Source organism: Sphingopyxis witflariensis (assembly GCF_002205635.1).
GTDB lineage: Bacteria > Pseudomonadota > Alphaproteobacteria > Sphingomonadales > Sphingomonadaceae > Sphingopyxis > Sphingopyxis witflariensis.
This window is the reverse complement of sequence record NZ_NISJ01000009.1, coordinates 81018-97007: the sequence shown is the minus strand read 5'-3', so window position 1 is coordinate 97007 and position 15990 is coordinate 81018. Positions and strand designations below refer to the sequence as shown.

Genomic DNA, 15990 nt, shown 5'->3' with positions numbered 1-15990 from the left:
CGTGTGGGCCCCCATCAAGGCAAATCTCGATGGAAACCCGTCCCAGCCCATAATTTCGATGCTTCGCCCCGTCCGGGCTGAGGTGCCACCTTCCCGAAGGAGAAGCGGCGAGACGGGGGACGCAGCCCGAACCATATTTCTTCCGAAGAAGAGGTCCGGCGGTATCCACCCTATCGTCGGTCCGGATCGCGCCGAACAATGCAGTCACCGAAGTGTCCTGCCGATAGAGACCCCGGATCAGATCCGGGGTTGCGTTGGCTTAGGCCAACTTGATTTCGACGTTCACGCCAGCAGCAAGGTCGAGCTTCATCAGCGCATCGACGGTCTGCGGGGTGGGCTGAACGATGTCGAGCAGCCGCTTGTGGGTACGTACCTCGAACTGCTCGCGCGACTTTTTGTCGACATGCGGACCGCGGTTCACGGTGAATTTTTCTATGCGCGTCGGCAGCGGGATAGGGCCGCGAATGAGTGCCCCCGTACGACGTGCCGTATCGGCGATGTCGGTGGTGGCCTGATCGAGCACGCGGTGATCAAAGGCCTTGAGGCGAATGCGAATATTCTGCGTTTCCATGACTATTCCAGTCGAATCCCGTCTAGCGATGCGAAAGAGCCGAAATGGCCTGCTCCGATCCCCGCATGGAGACCGAATCGGCCATCAAAATTCTTTAAGCTACGAGCCGCCCGAATCAGTCCGAATCGGGCGGCTCGAGGCCCTATATTACTTTGTGACCGTCGCCACAACCCCTGCACCAACGGTGCGGCCACCTTCGCGAATCGCGAAGCGCAGACCCGGGTCCATGGCGATCGGAGCGATCAGCTTCACTGCCAGCTGGACGTTGTCGCCCGGCATAACCATCTCGGTGCCCTCGGGGAGGATGACCTCGCCGGTGACGTCCGTGGTGCGGAAGTAGAACTGCGGACGATAGTTGGCGAAGAACGGCGTGTGACGGCCGCCTTCATCCTTCGACAGGACGTACACTTCCGAGGTGAACTCGGTGTGCGGCTTGATCGAGCCGGGCTTGCAGAGAACCTGGCCGCGTTCCACGTCTTCACGTGCAACGCCGCGGATCAGCGCGCCGACGTTATCGCCAGCCTGGCCCTGGTCGAGCAGCTTGCGGAACATTTCGACGCCGGTCACGACGGTCTTCTTGGTGTCCTTGATGCCGACGATTTCGACTTCTTCACCAACCTTGACGATGCCGGTTTCGATACGGCCGGTCACAACGGTACCGCGACCCGAGATCGAGAACACGTCTTCGATCGGCATCAGGAAGGGCTTGTCGAGCGGACGGTCGGGCTGCGGGATCCAGTCATCGACGGCCTGCATCAGCTTGAGGATGGCTTCCTTGCCGATGTTGTCGTCGCGGCTTTCAAGAGCAGCAAGCGCCGAACCAGCGACGATCGGAATATTGTCGCCGTCGAAGCCACGCTTCGAAAGTTCTTCGCGAATTTCCATCTCGACGAGTTCGAGCAGCTCGGGATCGTCCAGCTGGTCAACCTTGTTGAGGAAGACGACCATGGTGGGAACGCCAACCTGCTTCGCGAGCAGGATGTGCTCCTTGGTCTGCGGCATCGGGCCGTCAGCGGCCGACACAACGAGGATCGCGCCGTCCATCTGGGCAGCACCGGTGATCATGTTCTTCACATAGTCGGCGTGGCCCGGGCAATCGACGTGCGCATAGTGGCGGCCAGCGGTTTCATATTCGACGTGCGCGGTCGAAATGGTGATGCCGCGTTCGCGCTCTTCGGGAGCCTTATCGATGTTCGCGAAGTCGACGGCGGTGCCGCCGGTCGTTTCGGCGAGAACCTTGGTGATCGCTGCGGTCAGCGAGGTCTTGCCATGGTCGACGTGACCGATGGTACCGATGTTGCAGTGCGGCTTCGTCCGCTCAAATTTAGCCTTGGCCATGATGGTATAACCTTCTTGTTCAATGTTTGCGTTGATCAGTCCTGGACGCGCCTGCTGAATCAGGCGCCGCCCTTAGAGGGTCTTGCCGCGCGGTGCAAGCCCGCGCGGTTTTGACCATCAGGCCATCTTGGCCTTAACTTCTTCGGCGACGCTGCTCGGCACTTCTTCATAATGCGAGAATTGCATCGAGTAGCTGGCACGTCCCTGGCTGAAGCTGCGCAGCTGATTGACGTAGCCGAACATGTTCGCGAGCGGAACAATCGCCTCGACGACCTGGGCAATGCCCCGGCTGTCGGTGCCCTGGATCTGGCCACGGCGGCTGTTCAGATCGCCGATCACGTCACCCATGAATTCTTCCGGGGTAACGACTTCGACCTTCATCACCGGCTCGAGCAGCTTGATGCCTGCCTTTGCCGCGACTTCGCGCATCGCTGCACGGCCCGCGATTTCGAATGCCAGCGCCGACGAGTCGACGTCGTGATACGCGCCGTCCGTGAGCTTGATTTCGAAGTCGATGATCGGGAACCCGATCATGTGACCGTTTTCAGCCGATTCGCGCATGCCCTTTTCGACCGACGGGATATATTCGCGCGGAATGTTGCCGCCCTTGATCTCGTCGATGAAGGTGATGCCCGAACCGCGTTCGCCGGGGGCGACGCTGACCTTGACGCGGCCGAACTGGCCCGAGCCACCCGACTGCTTCTTGTGGGTGTAATCGACGTCAACCGGCTTCGCGAGCGATTCGCGGTACGCCACCTGCGGCGCGCCGACATTGGCTTCGACCTTGAATTCGCGCTTCATGCGATCAACGAGAATGTCGAGGTGAAGCTCGCCCATACCCTTGATGATCGTCTGACCCGATTCATGGTCGGTCGACACGCGGAACGAGGGATCCTCGGCAGCCAGACGGTTGAGCGCGATGCCCATACGTTCCTGGTCGGCCTTGGTCTTCGGTTCCACCGACAGCTCGATGACCGGTTCGGGGAATTCCATCCGCTCGAGGATGATCGGCGCGCCCGTTGCGCAGAGCGTATCCCCGGTCGTGGTTTCCTTGAGGCCGGCGAGGGCAACGATGTCGCCTGCATAGGCTTCGTCGATGTCTTCACGGCTGTTCGCATGCATGAGCAGCATACGGCCGACCTTTTCCTTCTTGTCCTTTACCGAGTTCAGGTACGTGCCCTTATTCAGGGTACCCGAATAGATGCGGGCGAAGGTGAGCGAACCGACGAACGGATCGTTCATGATCTTGAACGCGAGCAGCGACAGCGGCGCGTCATCGGCCGCAGGACGCGAATCGGGAGTCACGCCATCGAGCTTGAGCCCCTGGACGTCCTCGATGTCGAGCGGCGAGGGCAGATAGTCGACAACCGCGTCGAGCAGCGTCTGCACGCCCTTGTTCTTGAACGACGAGCCGCACAGCACGGGCACGAATGCCTGTGCCAGCGTACCCTTGCGGATCAGCGCCTTCAGTTCGGGAACGGCAGGCAACGTGCCTTCGAGATAGGCTTCCATTGCGGCATCATCCTGCTCGACAGCAAGTTCGACCAGCTTTTCGCGATAGTCGGCAGCCTTGTCGACGAGGTCAGCCGGAATCTCTTCATAAGAGAATTCGGCGCCCAGGCTCTCATCCTTCCAGATGATCGCACGTTCGTTGACGAGATCGACGAGACCGACAAAGTCGCCTTCCGCACCGATGGGCAGATACAGCACCGCCGGGACCGCACCGAGGCGATCGATGATCGTCTGGACGCAATAGTAGAAGTTAGCGCCGGTGCGATCGAGCTTGTTGATGTAGCACATGCGCGGAACTTTATACTTGTCCGCCTGGCGCCACACGGTTTCCGACTGCGGCTCAACGCCGGCAACGCCGTCGAACGCGGTGATCGCGCCGTCGAGGACGCGAAGCGAGCGTTCGACTTCAATGGTGAAGTCGACGTGTCCGGGGGTGTCGATGATGTTCAGGCGATGCTCGGGACCCTGACCTTCGTCGGCCTTCCACAAGCAGGTGGTGGCCGCCGACGTGATCGTGATGCCGCGTTCCTGTTCCTGCTCCATCCAGTCCATCGTCGCGGCGCCGTCATGGACTTCGCCGATCTTGTAGGACTTGCCGGTGTAGTAAAGGATACGCTCGGTCGTGGTGGTCTTGCCGGCGTCGATGTGCGCCATGATACCGAAATTGCGATAGCGTTCGAGCGGATGGCTGCGTGCCATGGTCTTTTCCTTGGACTTGGGGGGCGGTCAGCTTGACCACCCCCGATATAGGAAGATTTGTTGCGATTGCGAGACGCCGGGGCGTCCGCGCAATTACCAGCGGTAGTGGCTGAAAGCGCGGTTGGCTTCGGCCATACGGTGCGTGTCTTCGCGCTTCTTCACCGCGTTGCCGCGGTTGTTCGAGGCGTCGAGAAGCTCACCCGACAGGCGCGCGGCCATCGTCGTTTCGCTGCGGTTGCGCGCAGCGGTGATCAGCCAACGAATCGCGAGGGCCTGAGCACGGTCCGGACGGACTTCGACCGGAACCTGATAGGTCGCACCACCGACGCGGCGGCTGCGCACTTCAATGTTCGGGCGGATGTTCGCCAGCGCTTCGTGGAACACGCCAATGGGTTCCTTCTTCGCACGGGCTTCGACCGATTCGAGCGCGCCATAGACGATGCCTTCGGCGGTCGACTTTTTACCGTCCAGCATGACGCTGTTCATGAATTTCGACAGCACAACATCACCGAAACGGGGATCGGGCAGGATTTCGCGGCGTTCTGGACGACGACGACGAGCCATAGGTAATTCCTTTTACAACAGCACCCCGGCGCCAAGGCAGCCTGGGATGATCAAATAGCCGAAAAAGCGGTCCTTACTTCGGACGCTTCGCACCGTATTTCGAACGGCTCTGCTTGCGGTCCTTCACACCCTGCGTATCGAGCACGCCGCGCAGGACGTGGTAACGCACACCGGGAAGATCGCGGACACGACCGCCGCGGATCAGCACAACGCTATGTTCCTGGAGGTTGTGGCCTTCGCCGGGGATGTAGGTGATGACTTCGCGCTGGTTGGTCAGGCGGACCTTCGCAACCTTACGGAGCGCCGAGTTCGGCTTTTTCGGGGTCGTCGTATAGACACGGGTGCAAACGCCGCGCTTTTGCGGGTTTGCGTCCATCGCCGGGACCTTGGACTTCACCTTCTGAGGAGTCCGACCCTTGCGGACCAGCTGGTTGATCGTGGGCATGAATGCTTCACCTTAAAATGTCCGCCCATTGGAGCGAACGGTTACTGTACCGCGGTGGATGAAGCATCGATCGGTCCCCCAAAAATTGGCGGAAAACGGGCGACCTTGTAACAGCAAAAGACCCCGGCAGATCGAAGTTGATCGTCCGGAGGCTCCATCCGCGCCAGCAATGTTCAGCGCTGTTGTAACCGAATGCGGCAGCAAACCGCCGCTTTCGACCGTGCGCGCCCCTAGCGGTGATTCCTCCGCCGGTCAAGTAGGAAGCAAGATTGTTGCGCCGTTCGGGCCCCGCTATCGGTCCCCTATGTCCGCCATCCGCCACGCCAGCTTTGCCCCGCATGTCACCCCCGACACACGGCTGCTGATTCTGGGCAGCCTGCCCGGCGCGCGCTCACTCGCCGACCGGCAATATTATGCGCACCCGACGAACCAGTTCTGGCGGCTGGTGGGGGCGGTGGTGGACCGGCCGCTGGCGAGCCTCGATTACGCCGACCGGCTGGCCGCGCTACGCAACGCGCGTGTCGGCCTGTGGGATGTCATCCGCACCGCCGAACGGCGAACGAGCAGCGACGGCGATATCCGCGAGGCCGAAGCGCATGATTTGGGCGCGTTGGTAGCGACGCTGCCCGACCTTCGGATGATTGCTTTCAACGGCGGCAAGGCGGCAGCGATCGGACGCCGCCAACTGCCGCCGCTGAACGGCATCGCGGTCGTCGATCTGCCGTCGAGCAGCGCGGCGCATACGATCGGGTTCGACGCGAAGCTGACGCGATGGCGTGCGCTGCGCGTGGCCCTCGACGGAACCGACTGACCCGCGCGCCTTGCCGCCACGCCCCACAGGCTTTATGCGCCGCCTCATCATGCCCCCGTCGCTCGACCATATCGATTGCTGGATCTTCGATCTCGACAATACGCTCTATCCGCCGTCGGCGCGGATGTTCGACCTGATCGACGAGCGTATGGGCGGGTTCATCATGCGCCTGCTGGGTTGCGACGCGATAGAAGCACGGCGGGTTCAGAAGCAATATTTCCACGACCATGGCACGACCATGGCGGGGTTGATGCGCCATCACGGCGTCGATCCCGAAACCTTTCTGGTCGACGTCCATGATGTCGCGATGGACCGGCTGGTCCCCGACATGCGGCTGCGCGCGGGGCTGGAACGCCTGCCCGGACGGCGGCTGATCTTTACCAACGCCGATGCCGATTATTCGGCGCGGGTGCTGGCGGCGCGCGGGATAGCCGACCTGTTCGAAGGCATCTGCGACATTCGCGCGACGCGTTACACGCCCAAGCCCGACCCGGCCGCCTATGCGGCGATGGTCGTGCACCAGAATGTCGATCCGGCGAAAAGCCTGTTTGTAGAGGATATGGCACGCAACCTGACCCCGGCAAAAGCGCTGGGAATGACCACCGTCTGGCTGGACAATGGCAGCGAAAGCGGCCATCGCGACCACCTGCCGGACCATGTCGATTTCCATGTGAACGACATATCGGACTGGCTGGATACATTACCGCAACCATTGGGGATTTTATGACCACCGACCTGCAATCGACGATCGAGGCCGCCTGGGACGCACGCGACACGCTGGGCCTGACCACACAGGGTCCGGTACGCGAAGCCGTGCAGACCGCGCTTGCCGGACTCGACGACGGCAGCTTCCGCGTCGCCGAGCGTGACGCCGGTGGTACGTGGCAGGTCAACCAGTGGCTGAAAAAGGCCGTGCTGCTGTCTTTCCGCCTCAACGACATGGAGATGATCGAAAGCGGTCCCGGTGGATCGCATTGGTGGGACAAGGTGCCGTCGAAATTCACCGGCTGGGACGCAAATCGCTTTCGCGACGCGGGCTTCCGCGCGGTTCCCGGATCGATCGTCCGTCACGGCGCGCATATCAGCAAGGGCGCGGTGCTGATGCCCAGCTTCGTCAACATCGGCGCCTATGTCGGTGAAGGGTCGATGGTCGATGCCTGGGCCACCGTCGGCAGTTGCGCGCAGATCGGTGCCAATGTCCATCTGTCGGGCGGCGCCGGAATTGGCGGCGTGCTCGAACCGTTGCAGGCCGGCCCTGTGATCATCGAGGACGGCGCCTTCATCGGCGCCCGCGCCGAAGTGGCCGAAGGCGTGATCGTGCGGGAGGGCGCGGTGCTGTCAATGGGGGTTTACCTCGGTGCATCGACCAAGATCATCGACCGCGCCACAGGTGAGATCTTCATCGGCGAAGTCCCCGCTTATTCGGTCGTCGTCCCCGGCGCACTGCCCGGCAAGCCGCTGCCCGATGGCAGCCCGGGCCCGTCGCTCTACTGCGCGGTGATCGTCAAACGCGTCGATGCCAAGACCCGTGCGAAGACCGGGATCAATGAGTTGCTGCGCGACTAAGACCTTTCCCGTCGCGGGGGCGTTGCTTCCTTCTCGCCATTGACCTCTCCCTCGACGCTCGTCGAGGGCTGCCGGGTGTTGGTAGACAATATGACCCAGAGTGATGATTGCGAACTATCCGCATGAACCGGCCACGGGGAGGTGGCCGGACGGGGGAGTCTTAAGACGTGTCGTTCGGAAAAATTTCGCTGGTAGCGTGCACCGCCCTGACCATTGCCGTTCCGGCGGCGGCGCAGGAGCCGGCAGGCGACGCGCCGACTGCGGTGCCGACTCCTGCGAATGGCGCGCAGCGCTACGGTGCCGCCGACTTCTCGCGCTTTGCGCCGCGCACCGCGCTCGATATGGTCGAGAAAGTGCCGGGCTTCCTGATCGTCACCGGCACCAATGGCGGCGAACGCGGGTTGGGCGCGGCCACCGAGAATGTGCTGATCAACGGCGAACGCATCGCCAATAAATCGACCGACGCCCGCACGGCCCTGGCACGCATCACCGCAAGCGAAGTCGCCTATATCGATATCGTCGATGGCGCCGGGCTGAACGTCCCCGGTCTGACCGGACAAGTGGCGAACATCGTACTGGTCGCGGGCGCGGGCAGCGACGGGTTCGAGACCACGCTACGCTGGCAGCCCGAATGGCGACCGCGGCTCGACGACAACTGGCTGAACGGCGAGGTTTCGACGACCGGCAAGCTCGGCGGAACCCATGTGACGCTCAGCCTGAAGAATGAGGCGCGGCGCCAGGGCCATTGGGGTCCCGAACGGCGGTTCGACCGCGATGGCAACCTGTCGTTCATCCGCGACGAAATTGGCCGCTATGATGCCGACCAGCCGCGCCTCTCGGCCGCGCTCGCGCGAACCGCCGCGAACGGAAATAAATGGAATTCAACCTTGGCGGCCAGTTGATCAATCTCGACGAGCGGGTGGATGGAACTTCGGTTCAACCCGGCGCCGGGACCGTCCGCGAGGCTTTTCGCTTTACCGAAAAGGAGCGTAATTTCGACATTGCCGGCGATTATGAGCTGGGGCTCGGCAAAGGCCGACTCAAGCTGATAGGTCTCTACCGCTTCGAACATAGCCCCGCTATCGACAGCTTCATCGTCGACCGCGACGTGGGCGGGCGCAGCGGCGAGCGGTTCAGGCAAGCCGCCGACGAGAGCGAATCGATCCTGCGCAGCGAATATAGCTGGCGCACCGCAGGCGGCACCGACTGGCAGGTCGCACTCGAGGGCGCGTATAACAAACTCGACGTTGATGCCGAATTTGCGCAGCTTCAACCCGACGGAAACTTTCTGCCGATCGTCTTTGGCGGCGAGCAGACAAAAGTCGAGGAAAAGCGCGGCGAAGCGTCACTGACCTGGGGCCGTGCGCTGGCCAGCAATCTGACAGCGCAGCTGAACCTTGGCGCCGAATATAGCGAGCTGGCCTCCTCGGGCCCAGGCGGGCTGACGCGGCGATTTGTCCGGCCGAAGGGCAAGCTGGCACTGGCCTGGAAGGTCGGACCGAAAACTACGATCAACTGGCATATCCAGCGCCGCGTCGACCAGCTCGACTTTTTCGATTTCGCAAGCTCGGTCGATGTTGCGAACAACAATGGCAATATCGGCAATGGCCAGCTGGTGCCGCCGATCGTGAACCGGACCGAGCTGGAGCTGGTTCAGGACATGGGCCGCTGGGGCAATGCGTCGGTCGCCGCCGCCTATGCCTATGCGCAGGATCTGGTCGACCAGATTCCGCTGTCGCCGACGACCGAAGGCCGCGGCAATTTGCCGCCCGCGCATCTTTATCGCATCAGTTCAAAGGCGACCTTGCTGCTCGACCCGCTGGGGTGGAAGGGCGCGCGGATCAACAGCGATGTTACCTGGCGGCGCAACCGCGTACGCGATCCGCTGACCAGCCTGTGGCGCGACCAGAGCGAGGGGCAGGAATATGTCGTCGATGTGAATCTGCGTCACGACATTCCCGGCAGCAATCTGGCGTGGGGCGCCGGCTATTTCGACGAGCGCTATAGCCCGAACGTCAGGCTGAATGCGATCGAGCATGAATATACCGGCGGCGCGTTTGTTACCGCCTTCATCGAGCATAAAAATGTTGCGGGCTTCACCGTCAAGGCGTCGTACCGCAACCTCGCGAACGAGCGCGAAGGCTTTGACCGCACCGTCTTCGTCGACCGGCGCGACGGGCCGGTCGCGTTCAGTGAAAGCCGGCAGCGCCGGTTCGGCCGGTATATTCAGCTGACAGTGACCGGAACGATTTAGAAAACGTGGCGGTCCGCCTTGTTCCCCGGCTTCCGCCGGGGAACGGCGCTATGCTCAACGCTCGCTGAGATAATAGCGTTCACCGGCGGTCAGATCGTCGGCGAGGTCATAGACGATCGGCTGGCCGGTCGGGATTTCGAGCCCGGTGATGTCGGCGTCCGAAATGCCGGAGAGATGCTTGACCAAAGCGCGCAGGCTGTTGCCATGCGCGGAGATCAGCACCGTCTTGCCGGCGGCGAGCTGCGGGACGATCGCCCTCTCATAATAAGGGAGGACGCGTTCGATCGTGTCCTTGAGGCTTTCGGCCAAGGGAATTGCGATGCCGGCGTAGCGCGGATCGTTCGACAGATCCCACGGCGAGCCGGCTTCGAGCGGCGGCGGCGGAATGTCGAAGCTGCGGCGCCAGATCTTGACCTGATCGTCGCCATGCTTCGCCGCGGTCTCGGCCTTGTCGAGTCCGGTGAGGCCGCCATAGTGACGCTCGTTCAGGCGCCAGTCCTTGGTCACCGGAAGCCACAAACGCCCCATCGCCTCGAGCGCGAGGTTCAGCGTCTTGATCGCGCGCGATTGGACCGAGGTGAAGGCGAGGTCGGGGGTGATCCCCTTGGCCTTCATCAACTCGCCCGCCGCCCATGCCTCGGCCGCGCCCTTTTCGGTGACGTCGACGTCCCACCAGCCAGTGAAGCGATTTTCGAGGTTCCACTGCGACTGACCGTGCCGGATGAGGATGAGCTGGGGCATATTTTGTCCTTTTCGCATTGCGCCGCGTGGATGATTCGCCGCGCCATAGCGCGGCAGGGGCGACAGGGCCACCGCCCCCTTGAAAAGCCATGCCCGCTTCCCAGATTCAAAACATCCGGTCGCCATGAAGGGGCCGGGCGGAGGCGCGGCGCGCATCGCCGTCGTCCCATGTTTCGCTTTGAAAGGAAGCCATGACTCATGCGTAACAGTTTCGACTGGACCCCCTATCGCCGTTCGACCGTCGGTTTCGACCGCCTGTTCGATTTCCTTGAGACGAGCGGTTCGGGCGCCGAAAATTATCCTCCCTTCGACATCGAAAAGATCGCCGACGATCATTTCCGCATCACCGTCGCGGTCGCCGGATTCAAGGGTGACGAGATCGACATCACCGCCCAGCAGAATATGCTGCTCGTCAGCGGCCGCAAGACGCCGGCGGGCGAAGGTGAGGGGCGTCAATTGCTCTATAGCGGCATCGCGACCCGCGCGTTCGAACGCCGCTTCCAGCTCGCCGATTTCGTGCGGGTGAGCGCCGCCGACCTGGCCGATGGCCTGCTGACCATCGACCTGGTGCGCGAAGTGCCCGAGGCGATGAAACCGCACAAGATCGCGATCGGCGGCGGCGCCCCGACGCCGATCGAAAAAGCCGCCTGAACTAGCCCGAGCGGGCATGATGAGCGGGGTCCGGAGTCCCTTCCGGGCCCCGTTTGCGTATCTACAGTGCGCGCGTCATGAACCGACTGAACGGATCGGGTTTGTAATCGGCAAAAGGCGCGCAATCCTCAAAGCCGTAACGCCGATACAGCGCGAGCGCAGGTTCGAACGCCGCGCCCGATCCGGTTTCGAGACTCAGGTGTTCGAGACCGCGGCCCCGCGCTTCGGCGATGATATGTTCGAGCATCCGCGCCGCGACACCCCGCCGCAAAAAACTCTCGGCAGTGCGCATCGACTTGATCTCGCCATGGGCGCTGCCAAGCCGCTTGAGCGCGCCGCAGCCCGCCAGATCATCGCCGCGATGAATCGACCAGAAGGTGACGTCGGGCGCGTTGAGCCCGTCGAAATCGAGGAAGTGACAGCTGTCGGCTGGCGAGTTCGCCAGCATCCCGGCGAAATGCACTTCGAGCAAGGCGCGGATCGGGGGCCCCGACAGATCGTCTTCGACAATCCGCCAGTCGGCCCCGCTCGACATCACAGCATGCGGTCCAGTGTATCGAGACATGCATGCGCAAGCAGCTTCGACCGCTCGGGCGACCAGCCCTGAACCGGGTCGGGCAGGTCCCGATTATCCTTGAACGGCATTTCCAGCGTCATCGCCACCGCGCCGAAACGTTCGGCGACCTGGGTGGTCGACATGGATAGGTTCGCCTGCCCCGGCGCGGTCTCGACATAGCCAAGTTCGGTCTGGAAGTCGGGGGTGTTGGCGGCGAGCGCCGTTTCAAACGCCTTATATTTTTCCATCTGACCGGGCTTGAGCGAGGGGATACCTTCGAAGCCGGCGATGAAAACGGCCGGGATCGCTTCGTCGCCATGGATATCCATCGCCCAGTCGACGCCGCTTTCGTCCATCGCATTGCGAACGGCGAGCACTTCGGGGCTGCCTTCGGGGGTCGGGGCGTCCCATTCTCGGTTGAGGTTCACCCCGGCAAAATTGGTGCGCAAATGTCCGCGGAACGACCCGTCGGGATTCATGTTCGGGACGATGTGGAAGCGGCATTTCTGGCGCAGCGCGCGCGCGTGCGGATTTGCGGGGTCGGTGAGCATTTCGAGCGCGCCTTCCATCCACCATTCGGCCATGCTCTCACCCGGATGCTGGCGGGCATAGAGCCAGACCTGCGTGTCGCCGGTGCCCATTTCGAGGCAGTCGATCGGCTGCCCCTCGATGCTGGTGCCGAGGCAGCGATAGGTGACGCCATCGCATTCGGCGACGGAGGCGATCAGGTCGTGGTGACGCTCCATCGAATAGGGCGCGAAATAGGCGAGGTAGAGGATCGGACTTTCGGCAGTGTGGCTTATGATCAGCGAACCGCCGTCAGCCTTCACATCATAGCTGGTATCGAGGCGGAACCAGCTTTCGCGGTCATAGCTGGCGCACGCGGCATAGTCTGACCAACCGCCCGGAAAGGCCGAAGCCTCCAGCCCGGTGATCCGGAGGTCCAGCGCGTCGCCCACTGCGCAGGAAACGCGGAAGTGGAACCACTGAAAGAAATCGGATTCGCGATCTTTACGGATGGACAGGCGCGCGGACGTTCCGTCGATGCTGTCCACGACGATATTGCCGCTGTCGAACGCGGCGTTGATGGTGATGGTCATGGGACCGTAATAGTGCGTCCCGATTCGCCGGGGAAGTCCTTGAATAAGGCTTCGGCCAATTTCGCCGCGGCGAGCGACGGCTGCGCGGCGGGCGCCTTGGCCCGCACAGCGGTCAGCGCGCGACCTTCCCACAGGGCCTGACCGGTCGCGGCATCGTCGATGCGCACCGAAAGCTGGAGATCCTGCGTCGGTTTGGGGCCGCCGCCAAGGTTGATCCCGATGCCGAGTCCAAGCCCCGAACCATAGCTGCCGGTCGAGCCACCAACGCCGACCGATACCGGCGACCGTTTGCCGGGACCAACGCGCTCGGCGCGATCAAAGCCGATGCGGACCTTGAGCGGCGCGCGCGCGCCGTCAGGCGCAGCGACGAGCCCCTGTAACTGCAGCTGGCGTTCGACCGCGGTGCGATAGCTGTTCCATTCGAGCGACGGCTGCCAGCCGTCAGCAGCAGCCGCGGCGTTGCCGAGCGGCGCGACGTCGACGGCGTAACGTGTCCCCGGCGCCCAGCCCGCGACGGCGTTATTGGCGTGAAAGCGGGTGACTTCGACCGGCGGCACGGCAGTCGCGCAACCGCCGAGGGCGAGCGACGCTGCGACGAGCAGCGTGGCGGGGAAATGACGCATCATCCCCATATCATGCGCTACAATATATGGCTTGGCAATGAACGGGGTACGGAGACGATCCTCCCCATGCCCGCAGCACAGGGAGGATCAAAGTGCCTCAGCGATAGAAGATATGATTGTCGATCTGCGCGACGCGCGTCTTGCGCCAGCCCGGTGAGACATAGTTGGCATGGAAGAAAAGCGCGCCCGGCGCATGATTCTTCCAGCTGCCGTCGCGGGCGATCTGCGCGATTGCCACCGCGTTCGACCATTGGACGCTCGATTCGCGCGGAGCGGGCATCCGGCCGCCGCGCACGAAGCTGAACTGGCTTTTCTGATGAACGACGCCGCACAGGCTGGTCGGGAAGCGACCCGACTGGGCACGGTTGAGAACGACATGCGCCACCGCGAGTTGGCCAACGAGCGATTCGCCCCGCGATTCGAAATAGACCGCGCCGGCGAGGCAACGCAGTTCGGAATCCAATTTGGCGGGGCGCGCGGTTTTGCCAACCAGCTCGGCCAGCGAATCGGCGGTCAGCGGGGCCGGCTTGGGCGCCTCGACGGGCTCGTCTTCGATGGCGGCTTTGGGTTCGACCGGGCTTTCGCCTCCGGTCAGCTCATCACCGCTCAGCAGATCCGAATCGGCTGCGGCCGGCGCATCGGCGCCTGGTAGGGTGATCAACGGAATATGGGCGTTGGCGCCCAGATCATTGGCGAAACCTGGTTCCGCCAGAAACAGCATGGATGCGGCCGTCATGCCGACGGCAGCCACGCTGGCTACGTTCAAAATGCGACTCATATTGTCCGTCAAAAGGGCGGCTGATGAACCGAAACCTCAGAACAGGCGGGGGGCTATGGCCCAATTTCGCCTGCGGTCATCATCCGACTGCGTGTCCGAACCGTTTGGCCGGGTCTTTTCGGACAAGCCGATAAACCCGCGGAACGACCTACGCGTGAAATATGCTGGCGCACTTATTGTGCACCGCAACAGAGTCAAGTTAACGCAGCCCACTCCGCGACGAGTCGTGGCGCATCTGCGATATCCAGTTCGACAATCCACAGGTCGGGATCCGCCGAACGCCGCCGATCCTGATAATTGGCGCGCGCCTCGTCATCGTCGGGGTCGGTCTGACCAACCGCCTCCCAGATATAATGTCCGTCGGCGGAAAAGCGCCGTTCGAGCAGCGGTCCCGGACGGCCGCGGTCGCTACACTGGATGAGAATCGTGCCCGAATGTTCGTCGCCCTTGGCGAGCACGGCGGCAAAGCCGCCCGCCGCCTGGGTCCGGCGCAGAATCAAGTCGACGAGGAAACGGCTGGTCAGCCGTGCCACAAGAGCTGCCCGCAGCTTTTGGCGGCGTCAGGCCGCGTCACGTGCCTCGGTATCGACCAGCAAGGCATAGAGCGCCTCGTCATTCTTCGCACCGCGCAGCCGTTCGGCGATCGCTTCGTTGCGCAGCATGCGCGACACGCCGGCCAGCGCCTTCAAATGATCAGCCCCAGCGTCGAGCGGCGACAGCAGGACGAAAAGCAGATCGACCGGAAGCCCATCGACCGCGTTGAAATCGATCGGCCGCGCGAGTTGCAGGAACAGTCCGCGGACACCGGTGAGATCGGCCATTTTCGCGTGGGGGAGGGCGATGCCGCGGCCAAAGCCGGTCGAACCCAAACGCTCGCGTTCGAGCAGCGCTTCGCTGACCTCGCCCGCATCAAGGCCGAGCGAACGGCTGGCGAGATCGCCGACAAAGGGGAAAAGCGCCTTTTTCGAATCAAGCTGCACATGCGCGCGCACGGTCGCCGGATAGAGAAGGGAAGATAGGTTCATCGTTTCGGTCAAATCTGTGTAGACGCCGGACAAATGGTCCGGCCGTTCCTTGGGCAATCGATCGCGGATCGATCTTACCGGGGGGCCCGCCATCCCGGCACAGGGCAGTGTTGGGCGCGGCCCTTATGCCGGTTGGCGGAAAAAATCCAGCCTTATTGCGGCTCGACCCACCCGATCGTCCCATCGCGGCGGCGATAAACCATATTATGCGCGCCCGTCTTGCTGTTGAGGAACAGCAGCGCATTGGTGTTGCGCAGGTCGAGCATCATCACCGCGTCGGACACGCTGCTGCTCGGAATATCGACGCGCGTTTCGGCGATGATCGCCGGCGCATCGCCCGCATCCTCTTCCTCAGCGCCGCCATCGAAGACGATATAATTGGCATTGTCCTGAATTTCGTCGACCGTCGTCGACGATTGGCCGTTGCTGTGATGATCCTTCAATCGTCGCATATAGCGTCGCAACTGCTTTTCAATTCGTTCCGCCGCGCCTTCGAAGGCGACATGGGCGTCCTGTGCCTGACCGTGCCCCTTAAGCACCAGCCCCTGCATCACATGCGCGACGATATCGCACTGGAAACTGTCGTGCGGACCCTTTCCGAAGGTCGCATGGGCCCCGATGGCGCGCGAGAAATATTTGTCGGCAATCGCGTTCATCCGGTCCGACACATGCGCCTGAAGCGCTTCGCCGGTTTCGATCTGGTGGCCAGAGACGCGGATTTCCATTATTCTTCTCCTTCGAGTGCCTCGAAGACGG

Annotated in this window: 19 protein-coding genes; 6 read left to right on the top strand and 13 right to left on the bottom strand. The window is 62.6% G+C overall.

Features of this window, described 5'->3' with window-relative positions:
• Window positions 1–259: 259 nt before the first annotated feature.
• From rpsJ to rpsL, 5 genes are all read right to left on the bottom strand, one after another.
• Complete coding sequence (gene rpsJ / locus CDQ91_RS15535; RefSeq protein ID WP_003042199.1) at window positions 260–571, bottom strand: 30S ribosomal protein S10; 312 nt, start codon at window positions 569–571, stop codon at window positions 260–262.
• A gap of 147 nt (window positions 572–718) precedes the next feature.
• Window positions 719–1909, bottom strand: a complete 1191-nt coding sequence (gene tuf / locus CDQ91_RS15530) for an elongation factor Tu (protein WP_088473637.1) — start codon at window positions 1907–1909, stop codon at window positions 719–721.
• Window positions 1910–2026: 117 nt separating this feature from the next.
• Window positions 2027–4120 (bottom strand): elongation factor G, encoded by a 2094-nt coding sequence (gene fusA / locus CDQ91_RS15525; protein ID WP_088473636.1) that lies wholly within the window; start codon window positions 4118–4120, stop codon window positions 2027–2029.
• Between the two features lie 93 nt (window positions 4121–4213).
• Window positions 4214–4684 (bottom strand): 30S ribosomal protein S7, encoded by a 471-nt coding sequence (gene rpsG / locus CDQ91_RS15520; RefSeq protein WP_056341861.1) that lies wholly within the window; start codon window positions 4682–4684, stop codon window positions 4214–4216.
• A gap of 73 nt (window positions 4685–4757) precedes the next feature.
• Window positions 4758–5129 carry a 30S ribosomal protein S12 gene (gene rpsL, locus CDQ91_RS15515; RefSeq protein ID WP_037515637.1) on the bottom strand — a complete coding sequence of 124 codons (372 nt, stop codon included), beginning with the start codon at window positions 5127–5129 and terminating at the stop codon, window positions 4758–4760.
• Between the two features lie 304 nt (window positions 5130–5433).
• Between rpsL and CDQ91_RS15510 the strand changes: the two genes are divergently transcribed.
• The 5 genes from CDQ91_RS15510 to CDQ91_RS15490 all read left to right on the top strand — a co-directional run bounded on the left by CDQ91_RS15510 (window position 5434) and on the right by CDQ91_RS15490 (window position 9760).
• Window positions 5434–5940 carry a DNA-deoxyinosine glycosylase gene (locus CDQ91_RS15510; protein WP_088473635.1) on the top strand — a complete coding sequence of 169 codons (507 nt, stop codon included), beginning with the start codon at window positions 5434–5436 and terminating at the stop codon, window positions 5938–5940.
• Window positions 5941–5989: 49 nt separating this feature from the next.
• On the top strand, window positions 5990–6667 hold the full coding sequence (locus tag CDQ91_RS15505; protein ID WP_088473726.1) for a pyrimidine 5'-nucleotidase: 678 nt from the start codon (window positions 5990–5992) through the stop codon (window positions 6665–6667).
• Window positions 6664–7506 carry a 2,3,4,5-tetrahydropyridine-2,6-dicarboxylate N-succinyltransferase gene (gene dapD / locus CDQ91_RS15500; RefSeq protein ID WP_088473634.1) on the top strand — a complete coding sequence of 281 codons (843 nt, stop codon included), beginning with the start codon at window positions 6664–6666 and terminating at the stop codon, window positions 7504–7506. Before CDQ91_RS15505 ends, dapD begins: the two co-directional genes overlap by 4 nt.
• Before the next feature lie 167 nt (window positions 7507–7673).
• Window positions 7674–8408: a TonB-dependent receptor gene (locus tag CDQ91_RS15495; protein ID WP_088473633.1), complete on the top strand. Its 735-nt coding sequence runs from the start codon at window positions 7674–7676 to the stop codon at window positions 8406–8408.
• Window positions 8381–9760: a hypothetical protein gene (locus tag CDQ91_RS15490; RefSeq protein WP_088473632.1), complete on the top strand. Its 1380-nt coding sequence runs from the start codon at window positions 8381–8383 to the stop codon at window positions 9758–9760. Before CDQ91_RS15495 ends, CDQ91_RS15490 begins: the two co-directional genes overlap by 28 nt.
• A 54-nt stretch (window positions 9761–9814) precedes the next feature.
• On the opposite strand, the gene gpmA is transcribed toward CDQ91_RS15490, so the two are convergent.
• Window positions 9815–10501 carry a 2,3-diphosphoglycerate-dependent phosphoglycerate mutase gene (gpmA, locus tag CDQ91_RS15485; protein WP_088473725.1) on the bottom strand — a complete coding sequence of 229 codons (687 nt, stop codon included), beginning with the start codon at window positions 10499–10501 and terminating at the stop codon, window positions 9815–9817.
• Between the two features lie 198 nt (window positions 10502–10699).
• Here gpmA and CDQ91_RS15480 point away from each other — a divergent pair, with 198 nt between their 5' ends.
• A complete protein-coding gene (locus CDQ91_RS15480) occupies window positions 10700–11152 on the top strand; it encodes an Hsp20 family protein (RefSeq protein WP_088473631.1) in 453 nt (150 codons plus the stop codon).
• 61 nt (window positions 11153–11213) lie between these two features.
• Here CDQ91_RS15480 and CDQ91_RS15475 read toward each other — a convergent pair whose 3' ends face one another.
• From CDQ91_RS15475 to hpf, 7 genes are all read right to left on the bottom strand, one after another.
• Window positions 11214–11687, bottom strand: a complete 474-nt coding sequence (locus CDQ91_RS15475; protein WP_088473630.1) for a GNAT family N-acetyltransferase — start codon at window positions 11685–11687, stop codon at window positions 11214–11216.
• Window positions 11687–12808, bottom strand: a complete 1122-nt coding sequence (locus CDQ91_RS15470) for a M14 family metallopeptidase (protein ID WP_088473629.1) — start codon at window positions 12806–12808, stop codon at window positions 11687–11689. The genes CDQ91_RS15475 and CDQ91_RS15470 overlap by 1 nt, the downstream gene beginning before the upstream one ends.
• Window positions 12805–13434 carry a DUF4136 domain-containing protein gene (locus tag CDQ91_RS15465; protein ID WP_088473724.1) on the bottom strand — a complete coding sequence of 210 codons (630 nt, stop codon included), beginning with the start codon at window positions 13432–13434 and terminating at the stop codon, window positions 12805–12807. Before CDQ91_RS15465 ends, CDQ91_RS15470 begins: the two co-directional genes overlap by 4 nt.
• 94 nt (window positions 13435–13528) lie before the next feature.
• The gene (locus tag CDQ91_RS15460) at window positions 13529–14167 is read right to left on the bottom strand and encodes a cell wall hydrolase (RefSeq protein ID WP_164499265.1); all 639 of its coding nucleotides are present in this window, start codon (window positions 14165–14167) and stop codon (window positions 13529–13531) included.
• Between the two features lie 236 nt (window positions 14168–14403).
• Window positions 14404–14742, bottom strand: coding sequence for a DUF1491 family protein (locus tag CDQ91_RS15455; protein ID WP_088473627.1), 339 nt, complete (start codon window positions 14740–14742; stop codon window positions 14404–14406).
• A gap of 27 nt (window positions 14743–14769) precedes the next feature.
• Entirely contained in the window at window positions 14770–15234 is a 465-nt protein-coding gene (locus CDQ91_RS15450; RefSeq protein ID WP_088473723.1) for a PTS sugar transporter subunit IIA, read from the bottom strand.
• A 152-nt stretch (window positions 15235–15386) separates the two neighbouring features.
• Window positions 15387–15959: a ribosome hibernation-promoting factor, HPF/YfiA family gene (gene hpf, locus CDQ91_RS15445; protein WP_088473626.1), complete on the bottom strand. Its 573-nt coding sequence runs from the start codon at window positions 15957–15959 to the stop codon at window positions 15387–15389.
• Between the last annotated feature and the right edge of the window lie 31 nt (window positions 15960–15990).